21 protein-coding genes, 1 pseudogene and 1 riboswitch are annotated in these 20,347 nt (G+C 52.4%); of the genes and pseudogenes, 13 read left to right on the top strand and 9 right to left on the bottom strand.

What is annotated here, in order from left to right; translation table 11 throughout:
- Positions 1 to 758: hypothetical protein (locus AWJ19_RS31065; RefSeq protein WP_241781952.1), on the top strand; the 758-nt coding region annotated here is incomplete at its 5' end.
- Positions 759 to 988: 230 nt separating this feature from the next.
- The gene (locus AWJ19_RS31060; protein ID WP_128083738.1) at positions 989 to 1,885 is read left to right on the top strand and encodes a metallophosphoesterase; all 897 of its coding nucleotides are present in this window, start codon (positions 989 to 991) and stop codon (positions 1,883 to 1,885) included.
- A gap of 245 nt (positions 1,886 to 2,130) precedes the next feature.
- Here the strand turns inward: AWJ19_RS31060 and AWJ19_RS31055 are convergent, their stop codons facing one another.
- Genes AWJ19_RS31055 through AWJ19_RS31045 form a run of 3 tightly spaced genes read right to left on the bottom strand, consistent with a single transcriptional unit; the run spans position 2,131 to position 5,158 of the window.
- Positions 2,131 to 3,396 (bottom strand): ABC transporter substrate-binding protein, encoded by a 1,266-nt coding sequence (locus AWJ19_RS31055; RefSeq protein ID WP_068729343.1) that lies wholly within the window; start codon positions 3,394 to 3,396, stop codon positions 2,131 to 2,133.
- Between the two features lie 41 nt (positions 3,397 to 3,437).
- Positions 3,438 to 4,277 (bottom strand): carbohydrate ABC transporter permease, encoded by an 840-nt coding sequence (locus tag AWJ19_RS31050; RefSeq protein ID WP_068729341.1) that lies wholly within the window; start codon positions 4,275 to 4,277, stop codon positions 3,438 to 3,440.
- Positions 4,277 to 5,158, bottom strand: coding sequence for a sugar ABC transporter permease (locus AWJ19_RS31045; RefSeq protein WP_068729339.1), 882 nt, complete (start codon positions 5,156 to 5,158; stop codon positions 4,277 to 4,279). The genes AWJ19_RS31050 and AWJ19_RS31045 overlap by 1 nt, the downstream gene beginning before the upstream one ends.
- 144 nt (positions 5,159 to 5,302) lie before the next feature.
- Between AWJ19_RS31045 and AWJ19_RS31040 the strand changes: the two genes are divergently transcribed.
- Together AWJ19_RS31040 and AWJ19_RS31035 are read left to right on the top strand one after the other, a co-directional pair.
- A complete protein-coding gene (locus AWJ19_RS31040) occupies positions 5,303 to 5,755 on the top strand; it encodes a VOC family protein (RefSeq protein ID WP_068729337.1) in 453 nt (150 codons plus the stop codon).
- A 31-nt stretch (positions 5,756 to 5,786) separates the two neighbouring features.
- Entirely contained in the window at positions 5,787 to 6,488 is a 702-nt protein-coding gene (locus AWJ19_RS31035; RefSeq protein ID WP_068729335.1) for an SDR family oxidoreductase, read from the top strand.
- An 83-nt stretch (positions 6,489 to 6,571) separates the two neighbouring features.
- Here AWJ19_RS31035 and AWJ19_RS31030 read toward each other — a convergent pair whose 3' ends face one another.
- A complete protein-coding gene (locus AWJ19_RS31030) occupies positions 6,572 to 6,922 on the bottom strand; it encodes a response regulator (protein ID WP_068729333.1) in 351 nt (116 codons plus the stop codon).
- Positions 6,922 to 8,148 carry a sugar efflux transporter gene (locus AWJ19_RS31025; protein ID WP_068729331.1) on the bottom strand — a complete coding sequence of 409 codons (1,227 nt, stop codon included), beginning with the start codon at positions 8,146 to 8,148 and terminating at the stop codon, positions 6,922 to 6,924. Before AWJ19_RS31025 ends, AWJ19_RS31030 begins: the two co-directional genes overlap by 1 nt.
- A 133-nt stretch (positions 8,149 to 8,281) precedes the next feature.
- On the opposite strand from AWJ19_RS31025, the gene AWJ19_RS31020 reads away from it, so the two are divergent.
- The 5 genes and pseudogenes from AWJ19_RS31020 to AWJ19_RS37055 form a co-directional block, all read left to right on the top strand.
- Positions 8,282 to 9,169 (top strand): AraC family transcriptional regulator, encoded by an 888-nt coding sequence (locus AWJ19_RS31020; protein WP_068729330.1) that lies wholly within the window; start codon positions 8,282 to 8,284, stop codon positions 9,167 to 9,169.
- A gap of 117 nt (positions 9,170 to 9,286) precedes the next feature.
- Complete coding sequence (locus AWJ19_RS37810) at positions 9,287 to 9,601, top strand: glycoside hydrolase family 3 N-terminal domain-containing protein (protein WP_347231177.1); 315 nt, start codon at positions 9,287 to 9,289, stop codon at positions 9,599 to 9,601.
- Between the two features lie 32 nt (positions 9,602 to 9,633).
- Positions 9,634 to 12,108 carry a glycoside hydrolase family 3 C-terminal domain-containing protein gene (locus AWJ19_RS31015; RefSeq protein WP_347231176.1) on the top strand — a complete coding sequence of 825 codons (2,475 nt, stop codon included), beginning with the start codon at positions 9,634 to 9,636 and terminating at the stop codon, positions 12,106 to 12,108.
- Positions 12,109 to 12,282: 174 nt separating this feature from the next.
- Positions 12,283 to 12,459, top strand: a complete 177-nt coding sequence (locus tag AWJ19_RS37060) for a hypothetical protein (protein WP_241781951.1) — start codon at positions 12,283 to 12,285, stop codon at positions 12,457 to 12,459.
- Between the two features lie 15 nt (positions 12,460 to 12,474).
- Positions 12,475 to 12,720 (top strand): annotated as a pseudogene (locus AWJ19_RS37055) (DUF5680 domain-containing protein); the annotation flags it as partial.
- 75 nt (positions 12,721 to 12,795) lie between these two features.
- Here the strand turns inward: AWJ19_RS37055 and AWJ19_RS31005 are convergent.
- From AWJ19_RS31005 to AWJ19_RS30995, 3 genes are all read right to left on the bottom strand, one after another.
- Positions 12,796 to 13,341 carry a DUF402 domain-containing protein gene (locus AWJ19_RS31005; protein WP_068729328.1) on the bottom strand — a complete coding sequence of 182 codons (546 nt, stop codon included), beginning with the start codon at positions 13,339 to 13,341 and terminating at the stop codon, positions 12,796 to 12,798.
- Positions 13,342 to 13,539: 198 nt separating this feature from the next.
- Positions 13,540 to 13,923 (bottom strand): hypothetical protein, encoded by a 384-nt coding sequence (locus AWJ19_RS36070; protein ID WP_068729326.1) that lies wholly within the window; start codon positions 13,921 to 13,923, stop codon positions 13,540 to 13,542.
- A gap of 95 nt (positions 13,924 to 14,018) precedes the next feature.
- A complete protein-coding gene (locus AWJ19_RS30995) occupies positions 14,019 to 15,302 on the bottom strand; it encodes a helix-turn-helix domain-containing protein (RefSeq protein WP_068729351.1) in 1,284 nt (427 codons plus the stop codon).
- 166 nt (positions 15,303 to 15,468) lie between these two features.
- Here AWJ19_RS30995 and AWJ19_RS30990 point away from each other — a divergent pair, with 166 nt between their 5' ends.
- The 4 genes from AWJ19_RS30990 to AWJ19_RS30975 all read left to right on the top strand — a co-directional run bounded on the left by AWJ19_RS30990 (position 15,469) and on the right by AWJ19_RS30975 (position 19,980).
- Positions 15,469 to 17,706, top strand: coding sequence for a glycoside hydrolase family 3 C-terminal domain-containing protein (locus tag AWJ19_RS30990; protein WP_068729349.1), 2,238 nt, complete (start codon positions 15,469 to 15,471; stop codon positions 17,704 to 17,706).
- A 434-nt stretch (positions 17,707 to 18,140) separates the two neighbouring features.
- Positions 18,141 to 18,246, top strand: a riboswitch (guanidine-I (ykkC/yxkD leader).
- 88 nt (positions 18,247 to 18,334) lie between these two features.
- Positions 18,335 to 18,691, top strand: coding sequence for a multidrug efflux SMR transporter (locus tag AWJ19_RS30985; protein WP_068729347.1), 357 nt, complete (start codon positions 18,335 to 18,337; stop codon positions 18,689 to 18,691).
- A 1-nt stretch (position 18,692) separates the two neighbouring features.
- Positions 18,693 to 19,007, top strand: coding sequence for a multidrug efflux SMR transporter (locus AWJ19_RS30980; RefSeq protein ID WP_068729324.1), 315 nt, complete (start codon positions 18,693 to 18,695; stop codon positions 19,005 to 19,007).
- A gap of 109 nt (positions 19,008 to 19,116) precedes the next feature.
- Positions 19,117 to 19,980, top strand: coding sequence for an aldo/keto reductase (locus AWJ19_RS30975; RefSeq protein WP_068729322.1), 864 nt, complete (start codon positions 19,117 to 19,119; stop codon positions 19,978 to 19,980).
- A 151-nt stretch (positions 19,981 to 20,131) separates the two neighbouring features.
- On the opposite strand, the gene AWJ19_RS35495 is transcribed toward AWJ19_RS30975, so the two are convergent.
- A partial coding sequence (locus tag AWJ19_RS35495; protein ID WP_198536681.1) for a hypothetical protein occupies positions 20,132 to 20,347 on the bottom strand: 216 nt, incomplete at its 5' end.

Below are 20,347 nucleotides of genomic sequence, written 5' to 3'. Positions count from 1 at the left end.
AAACGGACGAAGAACGTCCCGTACTCCAAGCTTATTGGGGTGCGGGACTTTTTTGTGTTGGAGAGGAGAATGGGGTAATGGGATTTACTGAGGAACATTTGAAATGGATTAATTTTCATAAGAAGGGCAGGAGCGGTGAAAGGCTGGACCGCCTTGTGCGTGGACACGGACATGGAGAAAAGTTGTTTGTTGAGCGGGTATGGTGGCCTATTTTCGGCCATATGGATGACTTGCATCCTGAGTATGAGGTTTCGGACTGGCGGGGAAGACCGTATTTTGTTGATTTTGTGTGGAAGCGGGGGCAGATAAAGGTGGCTATAGAGGTAAAAGGTTATGGCCCGCATGTGCAGCAAATGGACCGGACGAGGTACAGGCAGGAGCTCAATCGGGAGACTTATCTGCAAATAGCGGGTTATCAGGTGGTCGCCGTTCCCTATGATGATTTGGAATCGGCACCGGATTTGACAATCTCGCTGTTTAAGTCCTTGTTGGCCCCAACTTTGATGATCAATGCCGATGATGTTGAGCAACACTATACAAGACTGGAAAAAGAGATTATGCGAATAGCGGTACGTTGGGACGGGCTGATCCGACCTGCGGATCTGGCGAACGGGCTGGGAGTTGACTCACGTACCATCCGTAAATCATTAAGCCGGCTATGTGAAAGAGGTAAGCTAAGGCCTGTCCCGGCGAAGGGAAGCAGCAGAGTCTGCCGTTATGAATGTGTTCCTTCCATGATGGATAGCGGAATATGGTAGAGTGAAGCCGATCGCCAGAATGAAGCACAAAAATGCCCTTGATTCCGGCCAAAGTCGGCTGAACGCCGAAATGAAGGGCAAAAATGCCCTTGATTCCGGTGAAAGCCGTCGACACCCAGCCTGCTCGGAATCTTTTCCTTCTATATAATATAGTCCAGTCCAAGAGCTTTCCCTGCCGGCCGAATATACATGCTACTAGATTCAATCTCCATATTGAAGAGGTGGTATAAATGAAACGGCATTCGGCAGCGGGAAAGCGGCGCACCCAATCTGCAAGGACACGATTAATCTCCAAGCTAAGCCCCGGCCTAAAAAAGAAGCTCAGCGGCTCTACTCAACAGCCCAAGCAACCCAAACCAGGATTGAAACGTAAGACAAAAGCCTACACCGTTAATTTTGCCGTGATCGGAGACAGCCATGTGGGCTATGCGAACAGCTCAGCTATCTTTAAAGACCTGTTGCCGAAGGCGGCAGGCAGCGGGAATAAACGGTTTTTCATTTTCGGCGGAGATAATGCACAGGCCGGGGCGAATCACGGGAAAGATGCGGATGCGTATTACAGGGATTTTAAAAATATAGTCACTTCCACACTCGGCAGCACTCCCTACAAAGCTTCGATAGGCAACTGGGAAGCCAGCACCCGTCCGCTGTTCACCAAGTACCTTGGAGCGGTAACGGGGAGAATCAATTTTCCGGGAACTCAGGGGCTGGTCCGGTATGTATGGCTGGACTGTGCACTGGGAAGCTTTTCGGCGGACAGCATTAATCTGCTCAAAAACTTAGACGACCGCTACTATTATATAATCGACTTTCACTGGCCGCTCCAGATCAGCGGGATTACAGTGGACCCCAGCCATGTGCTCAGCGCAGCGGAGACGGCGAAATTTTTTGCAGCGATCCCTGATAAGGTGAGAGATAAGGTGCTGGCTATTTTCACCCATCACGGCCATAAATTTTTCCGCAAGCTGACCAATATTTATCCGGGCTTCACCAAGACGAAATTTTTCGTCACCGGCTGCTCCGGCGATTATAAATGTAAGCCAAGCGGCGACCGGGGATATTACAACGGGACATTGAGCATTAACGGCTCCGCTGTCACGGTAGATGCGTATAAAGTAACTGTATGATGGGAACCCGCTATATGTGCTGAACCCAGACTCCGCCGCCGCTGGAGTGAGATGGGGGAGTATCCGGTGAAGCTTACGAATGAACAGAAATAAACCCAAAGCCGCGCAGAGATGCGCGGCTTTGGGTTGTGGCTAGCTTTTATTTTCGGCTGGCTAGTCCGTCGAATCTAGTTTGGAGCCATCCAGCGGCGATTCAAGTGCAGATATTAACCTACGATTTATCAATCCGCTAAGTCACTTACCGGTTACTGCACGCTGAGATTGTCCCAATTCACCTGAAACTCCTTCAGCATGCCTTCCTTGGTCAGCTTGCCGCCCAGATAACCTTGTATGCTGCTCGACAGCTCCTGCGGCATCCCGTTCGGCAGGCGCGACCAGTTCCAGGTCAGGGCCTGATCCTTATCCGTATATTCCTGCACCTCTGCGCCAAGTGAGCCGAGCTCCTCTACGGTTCCCTCAATGCTGTCGAGCGCAGGGATGAACTGAAATTCCTTGGTGATGTAGGTTTTGCCGGTTTCGGAGGTGACGAGCCAATCCAGAAATACCTTGGCTTCCTCTTTGACAGGGGAGTACTTGTTAACGACCCAGTTACTTGGAACGCCCACATACAGCTTGTCGTTGTCTTCGGCTGTATCGTCGATAGGCATCGGCAGGATGCCGAGGTTCAGTTCCGGATCAATACCGTCGATCTGGCCCTGGGTCCAGTTCCCCTGCTGCATCATCGCCGCTTCCCCGCTTGCAACCATGGTGACCTGGGTGTTGTAATCGGTCGAGAGCGGATTCCTGTTGCCGTACTCCACCGTCAGATCCAGCAGGTCGATCCACTGGGAGAAAATAGGGTCACCGGCAAAGGTCTTTGAGCCGTCCGTCAGCCCGTCGATAAATGCCTCAGGATCAGGCTGCTGGGCAAAAGCCACGTTCACATTGTGGTTCCCGAGGACGAACCATTCCTGATACCCGTTGGCAAACGGCGTAATGCCCGCCGCCTTCAGCTTCTCAGCTGCCTCTCTCAGTTCGGTTAGCGTCAGCGGCTTCTCGGTGATTCCGGCCTGCTGGAACAGGTCCTTATTATAGATAAAGCCATAGCCTTCCAGATTCATCGGCATGCCGTAGAGCTTGCCGTCAACAGTCATCTGTTCCGCGGCAAGCGGCTTTACATCCTTGGCCCAGGCTTCGCCGCTGAGGTCCTCCAGATATTCCAGCCACATGTCGCGCTCATTATTGCCGCCGATCGTGAAAATGTCCGGCTCATCCCCGGACGAGAACTTGGCGCGCAGGGAGGCACCGTAGTCGCTGCCGCCGCCGACACTCTGGATTTCAAGACGGATATCAGGGTGTTCCTTTTCAAATTCCGTTTTCAGCGAGGCCAGCGCCTCGGATATTTCAACCTTGAACTGGTAGATATGCACCGTTTTTATTCCATCCGCATTGCCGCTGCCGCGTCCGCAGCCGGAGATAAGTCCAGCCAGCAGCAGAGAGCAAGCGAGGAGAATTCCACGTTTTTTGTTCATATCGATTCATCCTCTCAGCCTGAAAAGTACGTTACCATGCGTTAGCCCTTAACAGAGCCCTGGGCAATGCCTTCAATAATATACTTCTGCATCAGCAGGAAAAAGATAACCACCGGCGTAATGCCGAGCACGAGACCCGGGAGCGCCAGATCCCACTGCTTGGTGTATTGTCCGAAGAAGCTGTAGGTCGCGATCGGAATCGTCCGCAGCTCCGGGCTCTGCAGAATCAGTGAAGGCATAAGGTAATCATTCCAGATCCACAGCGTGTTCAGAATGATGACCGTTACAATGATCGGCTGCATAAGCGGCAGGACTATCCGGAAAAACGTGCCGTAAGGGCTACTCCCGTCCACCCGCGAGGCTTCTTCAATGTCAATCGGCACCGACTTTACAAAGCCGTGGAACAGAAATACAGTCATCGGGGCACCGAACCCCAGATAAGCGAGGATCAGCCCGGCAGTCGTATCCATCACGCCAAGGCCGCTGACGATTTGTACCAGCGGAATCATGATAGCCTGAAAAGGAATGACCATAGCCGCCACGAGTGCGATATAAAGAATTCGGTTATACAGGCTGTTATTGCGGACCATTTTATAGGCAGACATGGAGCACAGGAAGGCCAGCAGAATATTACTGGCTACCGTGACGATCAGGGAGTTCAGAAAAGCATGCGGAAAAGCAGTCGCTTTCCACGCCTCGGCGTAATTGCTCCACTGGAACGCTGTAGGCAGTGCAGCGGAATCAGACAGAATCGCACTGTAGCTTTTGACCGAGTTGGCCAGCAGAAAATAGAACGGAACAAGAAATACCAAAGCCAGTAGAATGAGCAGCAGCTCAGCCGCCAGCAGGGGGACCCTGTACTTTTTGACGGTAGTCTCCATTACAGCTCCACCTCTCTTTTCTTGGTTGCCCTAACCTGCAGCAGGGAGATAACCGCCACAATCAAGAAGAAAACCATAGCTTTCGCCGAGCCCATTCCGAACCGGCTGATCGTGTAGGCTTCATTGTAGATATTGAGCGCTACCGATTCGGTAGCCTTGAAAGGACCGCCCTTGGTCAGCGACAGGTTCAGGTCGAACAGCTTGAAGGACCAGGAGATCGACAGGAACAGGCAGACCGTTACCGCCGGCATGACCAGCGGAATGGTTACATGGCGCAGCGTCTGCATCAGCCCGGCACCGTCCACCCGGGAGGCTTCAATCAGGCTCTGCGGCACATTGTTAATCGCGGAAATGTAGATGACCATGAGATAGCCGGCATTTTGCCAGACAAATACAATGACGATTGCCCAGAACGCTGTTCCTTCCGTACCGAGCCAAGGCAGATTAAAGAACGGCCAGCCGGTTGCAGCCCCGATTGAGGCAAACCCTCTGACAAAAATAAACTGCCAGATGAACCCGAGCAGCAGTCCGCCGATGACATGGGGCACAAAAAAGACGGTCCGCAGCAGATTGCGGGTGAACAGCTTGCGGGTCAGCACGTAAGCAAGTGCGAAGCCGAGCAGGTTGGTCAGCACAAGACCGAATAAAGTGAACTTGGCCGTAAACCAGAACGAATTCAGAAAGGAAGGGTCCTTGGTGAAAATATGTAAATAGTTCCTCAGCCCGGTCCACTCGACATGACGCGAGATCCCGTTCCAGCTGGTAAACGAATAATACAGCCCCAGGAAGAACGGAATCAGAACAATAACAAAGAAAAACAATGACGTCGGCCCGACAAAAATGAACTGCTGCATCAGGCGTGATCGCTTACTACGGTCCATCATTCCTCACTCCTTTGTGTAAAGTTAAGCATTTGATTTAATAACCGGAAGGGTGATTAACCGAATCATTTTTGCTTAATATTGACAGCCCTTTCATAGTGACGTTATGGTAGACTGGTCAGAAGAAAAGGGAGGCTGAGGCAGTTGACAGGGCTACTAGGCAATCATTTTGTTACGCAGATAGGCATTCTGGTGAATGATGTGGAGAAGGTAAGCGCGGCATATGCAGCATTTTTCGGGCTGGAGCAGCCGGAAATTGTGGTTACGGATACAGCTGAACTTGCGCAGACCCGGTATAACGGTGAAAAGACGGAGGCACGGGCGAAGCTGGCCTTTTTTGACATGGGGTCACTGCAGCTGGAGCTGATTGAGCCGGACCACCAGCCGAGCACCTGGCGCGACTACCTGAATGAGCACGGAGAAGGCCCGCATCATATTGCATTTGTGATTGAAGGTATGCAGGATAAGATCATGTTACTTGAAGGCAAAGGGTTTGCGCTGCAGCAGAAAGGTGAATATACTGGCGGACGTTACGCGTATATGGATACTTTTAAGGAATTGAAGGTACTCGTAGAGCTGCTGGAGAACGATAATTAATAATGGTTAACCCATAGAGGAGGACTTACGGATGGAAAATATTCTTATAACCGGTGCCGGCCGCGGACTGGGGCTGGATCTGACCGCTGAGGCGCTGGAACGCGGATATTCGGTGATTGCGGGTGTACGCAACCCGGACGGGCAGGCTGAGGAATTGTCCAGGCTTGCGGCTGAATACGGGGAAAAGCTAACTGTCGCCAAGCTGAATGTTACGGATGAAGCGGGAATTGCAGCGCTGGCTGCTGAGCTTAAAGAGCAGGGCCGCACGCTTGGTGCCATCATCAACAACGCAGCTGTGCTGACTGCACGCAATACACCGGTTGAAGCGCTTGACCTGCAGGACATGCTCACTACAATGGACATTAATTTGTACGGGCCTATCCGTGTGGTCAAGCATTTCCTGCCGCTGCTTACGGAAGCAGAGCCGTCCATTATTAATATCTCGTCGGAAGCGGGGAGCATCACCAATGCATATCCCGGAGACTATCCGTACAGCATCTCCAAGACAGCGCTCACTATGTTCTCCCAGCAGCTGCATGTATATCTGCAGGAACGCGGAGTGTATGTGCTCAGCGTCCATCCGGGCTGGATGCATACGGATATGGGCGGGGAGAAGGCGCCGACTGATCCGCGTCAAAGTGCCAGGGGCGTGCTTGATCTGATTGAGCAGCGTACAGCTCCTGAGGGCCATTTCAGGTTTGTGGATTATACGGGTAAGGATATGAAGATATAGGCAAGGATTAAATATTCCCGGTATACAAAAGCGGTAAGGCATCGTCCGGAAGGAGCGCCTTACCGCTTTTTGCATTAGCCGTATCATCCCATAGCGCCTATCCGCAGCAAATCCTCCAGCTTGCCCTCATCGATGGGCTTCTGCAAAGAGTCCATGCCTCCCCGGCAGAAGGCATCCAGCACAAATTCGTGGCTGCTGGTAACGATGATTCTGCTGTGCGGGCAGGAATCCCTGCCGGCCAGAAGCTCCCCGCTGAGCAGAAGCAGCTTGGCATCGGTCACAATAATATCCGGCTGGTGGGCAGCAATCAGCTGAACTGCCTGCTGATCGCAGCCGGCCTCCAGGATATCTTCATTTCTATACGCAAGCTTTTTCAGCACCGGTTTGAGGGAATCGCGTACTTGGGCTGTATCATCAATCAGCAGAATCTTCATCACGGGGTTCCTCCTGTTTGAATAGGGCTTTTGTCGGATGTTTCCTTTAATGATGCTGATTGCGGGATCATAAGCACAAAAGCGGCAACGAGCAGCAGCAGGCAGCCCCAGTAAGCGTGACGGTAACCGAGCAGCTGTGCCGCTGCCCCGCCTGCCAGACTGCCGAACAGTCTGCCCAATGTAGACGCATTAGTATATAAGGTTGAGGCATAGCCGGGCAGATCCGGCAGAAGATCCTGTATATAGCTGATGCCGACCGCCGAAATCACCGCGACGAAAAAGGCCAGCAGTACCTGTCCGGCAATAATCTGCCACAGCCCGCCCGAGCATAGAACCAGCACATAATAGGCTCCGCCCAGCGCAATTCCCCACAGCAGCAGGAGGCGGTTGGAATATTTGGCTGACAAAATACCGAGCAGCAACATAAAAGGAATTTCAAGTAGTGCACATACACTGGAGACGGTAGCAACATTCTGCGTGCTGCCGCCCAGCGTGTTAATAATGAACAGTGAGATATTCAGGTTGTTCATCCAGTGTCCCGAATAAAGCAGCGTCATGACGAGAAAAGGAATAAGCACCCGGGCATCCTGATGAAGCTTCAGCGGCTTTTGGGGCTGTACCAGCGCAGCTCCTGCATGTGACGGACGTTTGGCGGTGCAGAGCATCAGCACGGCATTGATGATAAAGATCAGTGAGGTTCCGGTAAAAATCCCCTGAAATCCACTATGCCTCAGCAGAACCGCTCCAATCAGCGGGCCGGTAATGAAACCCAGTGAAAACATCGAGCGGAGTGTAGAATTGGCAAAAGCGTGATCAGTACTGCTGCTGGCGTTCACAGCCTCGCGGGCGCTGGCGAACAGCTGGGGCATAGCCGGTGCGCCGATGGCGGTGAATACTGTCATATAGGCCAGCAGCAGGTAGAACTCATGAATGAACAAATAACCCGAAAAAGCTATAGCGTTGAAAAACATGGCCGTAACCATGAGGGTTTTACGGTTCATACCGTGATCAGAGCGTCTGGCAATGAACGAGCTGAGGGTAACGCCGCTAATCAGCGTAACAGCGGTGAAGATGCCGAAGACACCGGCGGATACGCCTATCTCTGAAGTGAAATAGACGGCCAGAAACGGGGAGCTGATGGATATTCCCATCCCCTGCAGCATCATACAGATCATAAATGCGGTATAGCCTGGAATGCCGAGCAGCCGGCGGATACGGATAGACATAGGTTGAACTTTCTCCTTTGAGCTTCCTTGCGGTGTTCTCTTTGATTTGGTTATAGTATAGTTAATGGTTTGGGCTTCGTGAATGTTTTATCTGATTATATACCTCTACTATTTGGCTGGGATGGTGACAATTATGGATCTGAGGCTGCATGCCTGCGCGTATTCCTTTCATACGCTGCCGTACAGATCAACCTTTACGCCGCCGCCCTTTTTTCTGTTCAGGCTGCAGGTGGTCGGAAGCTGCCGGGCACTTGTAGACGGAAAAATGTGTCTGATCGGGCCCGGGGATCTGCTGGTTTACCGTCCCGGTGAGCCCTATCATCTGCAGGTGGAGGAGATGGACGGGAAGATTGAAAGCGGGGATTATTACCTGCTCTGTGAAGGTTCATGGATTGAAGCCTGGTGGGAAGCCCAGCCGCGGCAGACGCTGCAGCGCATTCATCTGGATGCCGGCATGCTGTCCCTGTGGCAGCAGCTCAGCATGGAGCAGCACCGGATTGTGCAGTATAATCCCGAGCTGATCCGTCATCTGCTCTGCGCGCTCTGCCTGTCGCTGGACCGTCTGCCGGTGGAGACGCTTCCCCGCCAGGATGCGCCCGGGCGGGGAAGCGAGCCGGTGCTGCGGATGAAGCGCTACATCAATGAGCATGCGCTTAACCGGCTGAAGGTTGCGGATGTGGCCCGTTTTGCCGGACTCAGTGTTTCGCGGGCGGTGCATCTGTTCAAGGAGCAGACCGGCTATACGATTATTCATTATGCACAGGAAATCAGGCTGTCCAATGCGCTCGAGCGCATCCGCTTCACCGATTTGAGCCTTGAGGCCATTGCCGGAAGCTGCGGATTCCCGACATACTCCTATTTTCATAAGATTTTTAAAGCCAGGTTCGGCATTTCGCCCAAGGAATTCCGTAATCACAGCCCTGAGAACGTGCCGGAGGGCGATTATGTGATAACAAGCGGCACAGAGATCAAGCTGACCGGGATGTCCCCTGATGCGCTCAGGTTTTTGAAGACAGAATGAAATCTCTAATTTTGAACTGATTTTTCCGTCAATTGTCCTGGTGTTTCTGAAAGCGGTTATCTTTTATGATTAAGTAGTATGAAACCGTTATCATATAGAGCTGAGGAGTGACTATGGATGGAAACCGCGACATATCCTTTCCAGCAGACCGGACTGCCGCTTAATGAACGTGTGCAGGATCTGCTGTCCCGATTGACTTTGGATGAAAAAGTAAGCTTGATTCCGCAATATCAGGCGGAGATTGAGCGTTTGGGCATAGGTGCCTATAAGCACGGTACGGAAGGAGCGCACGGCATCTCCTGGCTGGGCAAAGCCACCTCTTTTCCGCAGCCTGTCGGACTGGCCTGCACCTGGAACCCTGAGCTGCTGAAGCAAGTCGGCTCGGCGATCGGCGATGAAGCAAGAGCTTTTATAAAAAGAATCCGACGGTAAACGGACTGACCCTCTGGGCACCGACAGTTGATATGGAGCGCGACCCGCGCTGGGGGCGTACAGAAGAAGCCTATGGGGAAGATCCTGAACTGACCGGTCAGCTAAGCACTGCACTGGTTCAGGGGATTCAGGGTGATCATCCGGTGTACTTGAAAGCGGTAGCAACGCTTAAGCATTTTCTCGGCAACAATAATGAAATTAACCGCGGAGTAGATTCGTCCAGCATTGATCCGCGCAACCTGCGTGAATATTATCTGGAGGCCTTCAAACCTGCCTTCAAGGAAGGCGGGGCGCAGTCGATGATGACCGCCTACAATTCGCTTAATGGTGTGCCTGTTATTTTGCACCCTGCGGTCATGGATGTGGTCAAGGGCGAGTGGGAAATGGACGGGTTCATTGTAAGTGACGCCGGGGATTTGTTCGGTATTGTTAAAGATCATAAGTATTATGAATCCTTTGCCCGTTCCATGGCGGAATCGATCAAAAACGGGATCGACAGCGTAACCGAAGAGACAGCGGAAACGATCAAGGTCATTCATGAGGCATTGGCTGAGGGACTGCTCACCGAAGAGGACCTGGACCGTGCCCTGTTTAACACCTTCCGTGTCCGCTTCCGGCTTGGTGAGTTTGATCCGGAGGAAGGGAATCCGTATACAGCGATTGACGATTCCGTTATTCTGAGCAAGGCGCACAGTCAACTGTCACTGGAAGCGGCGAAGCAGTCGATTGTGCTGCTGAAAAATGAGAATGGCGCACTTCCGCTGAACCGGCAGGAGCTATCCAAAGTAGCTGTAATCGGACCGCTTGCGGACGAAGCCTTCAGAGACTGGTACTCCGGCACTTTGGCTTACGGAGTGACTCCACTGCAGGGTATGACCAAAAAGCTGGCCGGCAAGCAGGTGACCTTTGAAAGCGGCGATGACCGGATTATTCTGACCTCGGCTGACGTCGGGCAGGCTGTCGGTATGACCGGCGAAGACGGCAGGCTGGCTGTGCTGTATGATGCTCCGGAGCGCGGAGAATTGTTCCGCCATACAGCCTGGGGGTGGACCGCCAATACGCTTGAAGCGACAAGCCGCGGCCAGTATGTCACCTTGAACGATGCCGGAACCCTGACAGCTTCTGCAGACGAAATCTACGGCTGGTATGTGAAGGAATCGCTGGACCTTGTGCCTGAGGAAGACGGAACGATCAGCCTGCGCACATGGAACGGCAAGCCGATAACCGTTTCTTCAGACGGTACGCTTCAATCGGCGGAGCAGGATGATGCCGAGACCAAAGCGCATGCCTTCCGCAAGAACATCGTTGTGAACGGCGTGGAAGCTGCGGTTGCAGCGGCTAAAGCTGCCGAGGTTGCGGTTGTATTCGTCGGTAACCATCCGCTGCTGAACGGCAAGGAAGAAATCGACAGACCGGATATCGTACTGCCGGAAGAACAGGAGAATCTGGTAAAGGCGGTCTACGCGGCTAATCCGAACACGGTTGTAGTAATCGTCGGCAGCTACCCGATTACATCCACCTGGATCGACGAGCATATCCCGGCCGTGCTGTATACCTCACACAGCGGTCAAGAGCTGGGCAATGCGGTGGCAGAGGTGCTGTTCGGGGGCTACAGCCCGTCCGGCAAGCTGAATATGACCTGGTTCCGGTCTGTTGACCAGCTTCCTCCGCTGATGGATTACGATATCATCAAGGGAAAAAGAACATATATGTACTTTGACGGCGAGCCGCTGTATCCGTTCGGCCATGGCCTGAGCTATGCGCAGGTAGCCTACAACGAACTGGTGCTTAAATCCGCTGAGCTTGAACTTGATGATACGATCAGCCTTGAGGTAGAACTGGAGAACGCCAGTGCAGTGGACGGAGACGAGGTTGTCCAATTGTATGTACAGTCGCTGTCAACCCGGATCAAGCGCCCGCTCAAGCAATTGAAAGGGTTCAAGAAGGTTAGACTTGCGGCAGGAGACAAGCAGACCGTTGCTTTTTCCCTTCCTGTCTCTGAGCTGTCGTTCTGGGATGTAACCCGGGAACAGTACTGCGTGGAGGACGGAGAGTACAATATCCTGATTGGACGTTCGTCCGGCGACATCCGGCTGTCCGCGAAGATCAGAGTGCACGGCGAGGTTGTGCCGGCCCGTAATCTGTATCTCGCGGTAAAAGCGGAGAATTATGACGATTACGAAGCTGTTTACCTCGATGAGTGCAAGGCAGGCGGTTCATCGGTTCATCCGGTACAAGACGGCGCCTGGATCGGCTTCCATAACGTGCAGCTTGCGGAAGGAGCGGCGGGAGTTGAAGCATTGGTATCCTCTAGCCGCGGCGGCAGCATAGAGGTGAGAACCGGCAGTCCGGCAGGCAAGCTGGCGGCAACGCTGGAGGTACCGGCGGGCGGACAGCAGGAATGGAATACTCTGACTGCCGATGCAGGTATAGATGCTGGAACAGCTGATGTGTTCCTTGTCTTTACTGGTGAAGTTCTGCTCAGCCGGTTCCGGTTTACAGTGTAAATGCCCGGCAGTGAATTGTCAGGACAAGATGAATAAGTAAGGAGAAGCCCCGTTAATTCTGTGATCAGAATGGCGGGGCTTTTTTTTGTATGATCTGGGATAAAAATCATATCTAAAAAGGAACGTGCGTTCTAATATTGGCTAGTGGTTACTAATTTTATGGAGCTGATAGATATGGTGGAACTTGTAGATTTTCTACTGGCAGCCAAGAAAGCAACCTACGCCGGGAAGGGGCCAGAACGCTCACCGTCCCGTCCGGCATCCCATGATCTGGCGTTTGAACGCGGGAATCTGAAATATATGGATACCTATCTCGGGTCTGAAAGCTTTGCCGGGGAAGAAGCTCTATGAAAGGATGGTAAGCCCTTATGGGCGATGAATTATGCGGGACGTGTTATTGGAGACGGGTTCAGCGGGGATTTTCTGAAAGAAGCGCTGCTACAGGTTACGGCAGAGCTGCCGTTCAGAGGACCGGAGCTCTACACCAATGGACATTTTACTTATATCTGTAAAGTGGATGGGGATTTCAGCTGGTTCAGCGGTGCTGAAGAAATCCGCGCGGGAGAGACCAAAATTTATGAATGTGTATTCCACGGGGGCTTTATAAAATAGGCTCTTGTCGAAATTATTGTTGCTAATGAACAACCCCATTCAATTGGCGAGGTTGTTCATTTCTCCGTCAACGGCTTACTTCTGGAGCATTTGTAAAAGAATATCTTTGTGTTCCTTTGAAAGTTGCAATAAGGTGAAGTTGTTGTCTTGAATAAGGGATTTAATCATACTTGCTTCTTGTCTTGCGAGGTTATATAGAGATTTGTCGATTGTGCCGTTAAGCAATGCTTCATCAAGTTCATCTGAATCCTTTTGTATTACTTCTCCTGATGGCATTACGATAATATCTAAGAACAAATCGTCCATCCAAGGTACGTTATCCTCGCTCACACCATTCATATAACAGATATCAATATACCACTGTACAATTTGTCCTTTTTCGTCAAACATCGTAGTCACTGAATGATGCTTATCACAAGGGAATTGTTGAAGCCATAAGTATCCGTCATTTACAATGCAAATATGTTGGTCAGAGTATTTAACGTATAGGGGCTCTTTAACTTTGGCAATCTTCAGGAGTGATAAGTAACCTTTAAAATGATCCGTTTCAAGATATGACTGGGCATACTCTCTTTCCAGTACTCGTTTCCAATCGGAACGGTCCCCATATTTTCTCTTCAAGGGTGCATCTCCCTTCGCCCTTTAAAGTTGGCTTGCCACGCTCATACTGATTTAAATGAACGTATTGGACTCATCGAACTGTTCATATAGCTTTAACCAATCCATTGTGGTCATCTCCCAACCTATAAAAACATGGGAAAAATAAACCCGCCAGGCTGTGTAATCACGCAGCCTGACGGGTTATTAATGCTGTCTGCCTCAGTCCCCGCCGCCGCCGCCGCCGCCGGAATCGCCGCCACCGCCGCCGGAATCACCGCCGCTGTGGCCTCCGCTGTCCCATCCCCCGTGACTGCTGTGCCCGCTGTCATGACTGCTCCAGCTGCTGCCGCCATGGTGATGGTCATGATGACTATGATTGTGCTGGCTATGATGTCCGTGATGCTTCTGGGTGCTGTCAGGATCATCATTACGGTGAAGATCACTTGTGAACATGTTAGGGTCCGCCCCGGTGAAGAAATAATGGTCTGATGAGCTGCTGCTTCCCCCGCGGCCGTTTTTTCTGCCTCCATTTCCATTATTACGTGCTACAGCCTGAGCAATGATAACCAAAAAAACCCCGGCAAAAATAATTCCTATAACCAAGCTGATTCCGCTCCTTTTTTAGGAAGTGAATAAAGAGGACTTCTAAAGCGATCATACCATAATTTTCAAAAAAAGTTGTGTGATCCGGTTCCAGGCTAATAATAATTTCCCATATCATGCCTAAACTGCCTGGGAGTGAAACCCGTAAATTTTTTGAAAACCTTGGTAAAGTAACTCTGATCGTTAAAATGCAGGCGGGTGGCAATGTCCGACAAGGTGATGCCGGGCAGCGTCATCAGGCGCTTGGCTTCCTCTATCCGTTCGCGCTGGATATAATCGCTTACAGCCAGTCCGGTTTCTTTCTTGAACAGGTGAGACAGATAGCTGGGATTTAGTCCGGCAACTTCCGCCAGCCTGCCGAGTGTAATTTCCTCGTACAAATGGTTAAAAATATAATTCTGGCACAGGGCAGACATGCGGGAATGCTTCGATCTGCGGTTATCACGGACCCGGTCGGCGAAATCGCATAGAGCGGCAGTCTGGGCGCGGTCCACAGCCGGAATATCATTTAGCTCCTCGATGTGCTGTATATGGAAATCACTGAGGGTGTAGGCAATCTCCCAGAACAAGCCACCTTCGATCGCTGCCCGGGTCGCCAGGGTGATGGAGGAGACAGCCAGGTTTTTTTTGCTGCGCAGCCGGCTTTTTTTGGATAGCAGGCCAAAGCTTTCTTCGGAAAATGCAGCCTGGCTCGCCAGCAGCCCCTCCTTATCCCCGGCTGCAATAAAACGGAACATTTCGCGCTCCAGCATCGGGTCATGATGCAGCCACTCATTCTCCCGCCGGTAAGAAAGGTCAAGATCCGGCCCGTTACCGGTATACTCTGCTGACTGCTGAACCGGGGCAGTCAGCAGCAGGTCGGTAACCGACAATTCTTCTCCGGTTACGAGCGTATGCAGCAGAAGGGCCGCGTGGTACCACCTCGTCCGGCTCAGCACCGGCAGGCTGCGGTAGTATTGCAGCCAGCTCTCCTGCTGGCTTGGGGCAAGATTATAATCACGCATCAGGTCTGCCGCGTTATCACCGGTAATCGGTGCCGATAGAACAGGCCCGATAATAACAGTTCCGGAGGAACCGGGCTGCCCGTCAGGGAGCCGGAGCAGAATGAACTGCTCCAGGAAGCCTGTCGTATACAGGAGCGGGAGGGATGACACGCCACCGCTCTGATCCCGGGCTCCGGTCTGCTGGGCGGCGAAATCCGAAACCTCATCCAGCAGACTGCCGCTTCCCTGCAGTGTGGCCCGGCACTCAAAGGACGCAGGCAGGACCACATGTATACTGCCGCCGGTATCCAGCCAGAATACCGGAATACGATAAGCCTCATAGATTAGCTTGCAGATATATGAAATCCGTCCTTTGGCGTCATCAGATTCAAGCATAAGCTCATCTCCTTTTGTCCAATAAAAATACCAAAATTCAAATGAAAATACCATAAAATGATGCGGAGCTTCGTTAAAATAAATAAAAAAGAAAACGCATACTTGGGAGGCTGACATAGTGACAAAGGCGAAGACTACATCCGACATCCGTAATCTGATTGCACAAATGACCCTGGAAGAAAAGGCCGGGCTCTGCTCGGGGCTGGATTTCTGGCATACAAAGGGCATTGAACGGCTGGGCATTCCTTCTGTAATGGTGACGGACGGACCGCACGGCTTGCGGAAGCAGCAGGAAGGCGCGGACCATCTGGGGCTGCACAACAGTGTGCCGGCAACCTGTTTTCCTTCGGCGGCAGGACTTGCCTCTACCTGGGACCGTGATTTAATTACAAAGGTTGGTGAAGCGCTCGGAGCAGAGTGCCAGGCGGAGAATGTAGCTGTGCTGCTCGGTCCGGGCAACAATATCAAACGTTCGCCGCTGAACGGGCGGAACTTTGAGTATTTTTCAGAAGATCCGTTTTTGGCCTCAGAGCTGGCAGCAAGTCATGTACGTGGTGTACAAAGCCAGGGTGTCGGAACATCGCTCAAGCATTTTGCCGCCAACAACCAGGAGCACCGCAGAATGTCTGTCGATGCCGTCATTGATGAACGGACGCTGCGGGAGATCTACCTGGCCAGCTTCGAAGGAACCGTCAAGCAGAGCCAGCCCTGGAGCGTTATGTGCTCCTACAACCAGGTGAACGGCGAGTTTGCTTCCGAGAGTGAAACGCTGCTGACCAAGGTGCTGCGCGATGAGTGGGGTTTTGAGGGTTTTGTAGTATCCGACTGGGGTGCGGTGAATGAGCGGGTGAAGGCGCTCCGGGCCGGACTGGAGCTTGAAATGCCGGCAAGCGGCGGGATTGGCGATGCCAAGATTGTAGCGGCTGTCAACAGCGGCGAACTGCCGGTGGAGACGCTGGATAAGGCTGTGGAACGGATGCTGTCCTTTGTTTTCAAAAGTGTGGAGAGTCGCAAGGAGAATGCCTCATTCGATAAGGATAAGCACCATGCGCTGGCCCGTCAGGTCGCCCGGGAGAGTATGGTGCTGCTGAGAAATGAAGGGGGCATTCTGCCGCTGGCGAAGAGCGGAACGATTGCCATTATCGGCGAATTTGCCAAAAAACCGCGCTATCAGGGCGGCGGCAGCTCGCATGTGAATCCGACGAAGCTGGATGATGCCTTTGCCGAGATGCAGGCGGTTGCCGGAGCTTCTGCCGGCTTCCTGTATGCGCAGGGGTATGAGCTTGAAAGCGATGAGGTCAATGAGCGACTGCTGAAAGAGGCACAGGAGGTCGCGGGTCAGGCGGATGCTGCCGTGCTGTTCATCGGACTGCCCGACAGATACGAGTCGGAAGGCTATGACCGCAGCCACCTTTCGCTGCCGGTCAGCCATAAGGCGCTGATAGATGCGGTAGCGGAGGTCCAGGGAAAAGTTATCGTTGTGCTGAGCAACGGATCGCCGGTGGAGATGCCCTGGCTGTCCAAAACCAAAGCGGTGCTGGAGGGGTATCTCGGCGGACAGGCTTTTGGCGGCGCAGTTGCCGATCTTCTCTTTGGTGTTGTAAGCCCAAGCGGCAAGCTGGCTGAGACCTTCCCGCAGAAGCTGAGCGACAACCCCTCGTTCCTGAACTTCCCGGGGGAAGGGGACAGGGTAGAGTACAAGGAAGGGCTGTTCGTCGGCTACCGTTATTATGATAAAAAAGAAATCGAGCCGCTGTTCCCGTTCGGCTTCGGACTGAGCTATACCAGCTTTGAGTACAGCAATCTGTTGTTGAATAAACGAAGTCTTCAGGATACTGAGACAGTAGAGGTTACAGTAACCGTGAAAAACACCGGCACTGTAGCCGGCAAAGAAACCGTACAGCTCTATGTCAGCGATGTGGAGAGCAGTGTGATCCGTCCGCTGCAGGAGCTGAAAGGCTTCACCAAAATAGCGCTCCAGCCGGGTGAAGCGCAGGAAGTTACATTTACATTGGATAAGCGTTCGTTCGCCTATTATGATGTGAAGCTGGGAGACTGGCATGTAGAGAGCGGAGAATTTACGATTGCATTGGCTGCTTCTTCACGTGACGTCCGTCTCACCACCCAGGTGGAAGTTATCTCGACTAGAAAGACGGCGGCCAACTTCCATCGTAACACCACAGTGGGTGATTTGCTGGAAAATCCGCTGACCGCCGACAAGGCGAAGCACTACAGCAGCATTTTCGGTCTGGAAAGTGCGATGGAGGACAATCCTGAAATGTTCCTCGCGATGATGAAATATATGCCGCTGCGCGCACTGGTCAACTTCGGCCAAGGCAAGTATACCGAAGAGAATCTCGCCGATGATCTCCGTGAGCTGAACGCCCTGGCCGGACAGGAGTAGCCGCTTGAGGTTATCTGAAAAGCTGGCAGTAGTTGTGTAGACCTCGCCCCAAATGGGGCGGGGTCTTTTTTTGGGGAGGATAAAGGGATTTTTCCCTCTAAGTGGGATGAAAGCGACCAGTTTTGGAGGAAATCGAGGGATTTTTCCCTTTAAGTTGGATGTAAGTAGCCCATTTGGAAGGAAATAGAGGGATTCTTCCCCTCTAATTCGGCGACACGTTACGCCACAGCTTATGATTAGTTTGTTGGGCATTAGTAAGCGTATATAGCCCGCTCGCAGAGCAGTACCGCCACTACCGGAGTGGTACTGCTCCAGTAGTTAGCTCCTGCTTCTATCAGAGCTGCCAGTTCAGCAGAAATTCATTTCTATTTACTGACAGCTGACAAGGGTTGCTTTCCCGCACCTAATTTGCTAACATACGATGTAACTTAATCAAATTGGTTTTCTAGGGTTCCGCGGCCGGTAACGGCTGGACTGGTCCGAGGGAAAACGCACGGATTCCAGTCCGTGTCTACACGGAGGGATAAAAGCCCGGGAGGTATCGTCAGTGATGACGGTGGCCTTCCGGGCTTTTATGTTGCGGTGGAAGGTCTGGATTAAGAATTCAGCAAAGCGGGAGGAGAAAGAGATGAGCAAGAGCAGTAAGGCATGGCTAAAAATCGTAGGCGCAGCCTGTTTTGAGGTAGTGTGGGTGATCGGACTGAAGCATGCAGCGGCACCATGGGAATGGGGGGGGACGGTATTGGCTATTATTATCAGCTTTTATGTTCTGATCTCTGCAAGCAGCAGACTGCCGGCAGGGACGGTATATGCTGTGTTTGTCGGGCTGGGAACGGCCGGAACGGTCCTGGCGGATATGATCTGGTTCGGGCAGCCGTTTCAGCTGGTCAAGGTAGCCTTGATCGTACTGCTGCTGGCCGGTGTTATCGGACTCAAGCTGGCTACCAAGGATACTGCGAAGAAACAGATAAAGGAGGTCTCGTAAAATGGACTGGATAATGCTGATAGGTGCCGGGCTGTGCGAGATGCTTGGTGTGGCAATGATGGCCAGGCTGCAGACGCACCGCAACTGGCGCACACTGGCTTTGCTGATGGCAGGCTTCGGTGCCAGCTTTGTACTGTTATCCCTGGCGATGGAGACGCTTCCCATGGGGACTGCATATGCAGTGTGGACCGGGATCGGCGCTTCCGGCGGGGCCATCCTTGGTATGGTGCTGTATGGAGAATCAAGGGATATGCGGCGGATACTCTGCATTGTGCTGATCCTTGGCGCAGCAGTCGGGCTGAAGCTGACCGGCTGACCTTAAGCGGCAATATGTTAAAGATTTGGACACCTGTACGATGTTTCGGACGGAGCAACATGGTAAGTATAGTAAGTATACAATCCATCTGTTAAGGAGACATTGCCATATGAACAACAGCATTCACAACCGGATCAAGCTGCAGGGCGGCGCTTCTGTCCCGAGAATCGGGCAGGGCACCTGGTTTATGGGGGAGGATGCAGCAAGCCGGGCCGAGGAAATTGCCTCACTGCGCCTTGGGGTAGAGCTTGGAATGAACCTGATCGATACCGCTGAAATGTACGGGGACGGACGCTCCGAGGAACTGGTCGGTGAAGCGATCCGGGGCATCCGCGGGGATGTATTTCTGGTGTCCAAGGTTTATCCGCACAACGCCGGAAAGGATCAGCTGGTCCGGAGCTGTGAAGGCAGCCTGAAGCGGCTCGGTACGGACCACTTGGATCTGTATCTGCTGCACTGGCGCGGGAATGTCCCTCTGGAAGAGACCGTCGAAGGTATGGAGCAGCTGGTGGCAGCCGGCAAAATCAAGCGCTGGGGTGTGTCCAACCTGGATACGGAGGATATGCGGGAGCTGCTCAGCATACCAGGCGGGGAGAACTGCGCTGTGAATCAGGTGCTGTATCATCTGGGTTCAAGAGGCATCGAACATGAGCTGCTGGCCTGGGAGCGGAGCCACAACATTCCGGTAATGGCGTATTCCCCGCTTGCCCAGGCAGGCAGCCTGCGCAAGGGACTGACCGAGAACGCGGCGGTTGTGCATATCGCCGAGAAGCACGGGGTTACACCGCTGCAGATTCTGCTGGCCTGGAGTATCCGGGAAGGGGATGTGATTGCCATTCCCAAGGCAGCCTCCCGCAGGCATGTCGAGGAAAACGCGGCGGCAGGCTCCATCAGGCTGAGCGATGAGGAGCTGCGGCAGCTGGATGAAGCTTTTCCGCAGCCGGCGTGGAGAGTCCCGCTGGATATGATTTGATAAGATTTGATTTAGTTTGGCTGCTGTCCGTGCTTTCACGGGCGGCTTTTTTTATTGATCATGAAGGAATAAGCTGCGTAGAGTGCAGGTATCCAGGGTATAAAATATTAAATTTTAAATAAAATTTGCAAGAATGGTTGTGAAAAAAGTTTCATCCGTATACAGCTGAGGCTTTAAGTTGCCCATTTAAGATGCGGCTAAAAGCCAAATGAAGAGCAAAAATGCTCTTGATTTCGCTCATTGCGGCTAAATGAGCCAAATGAAGAGCAAAAATGCTCTTGATTTCGCCCATGGCGGCTAAACAAGCCAAATGAAGAGCAAAGATGCCTCCTTGATTTCGCCCATGGCGGCTAAACAAGCCAAATGA

It is taken from the genome of Paenibacillus sp. DMB5 (assembly GCF_001517085.1).
Taxonomy (GTDB): domain Bacteria; phylum Bacillota; class Bacilli; order Paenibacillales; family Paenibacillaceae; genus Paenibacillus_AQ.
The sequence above is the reverse complement of the archived record's forward strand: the minus strand, read 5'-3'. Positions and strand labels throughout refer to the sequence as shown.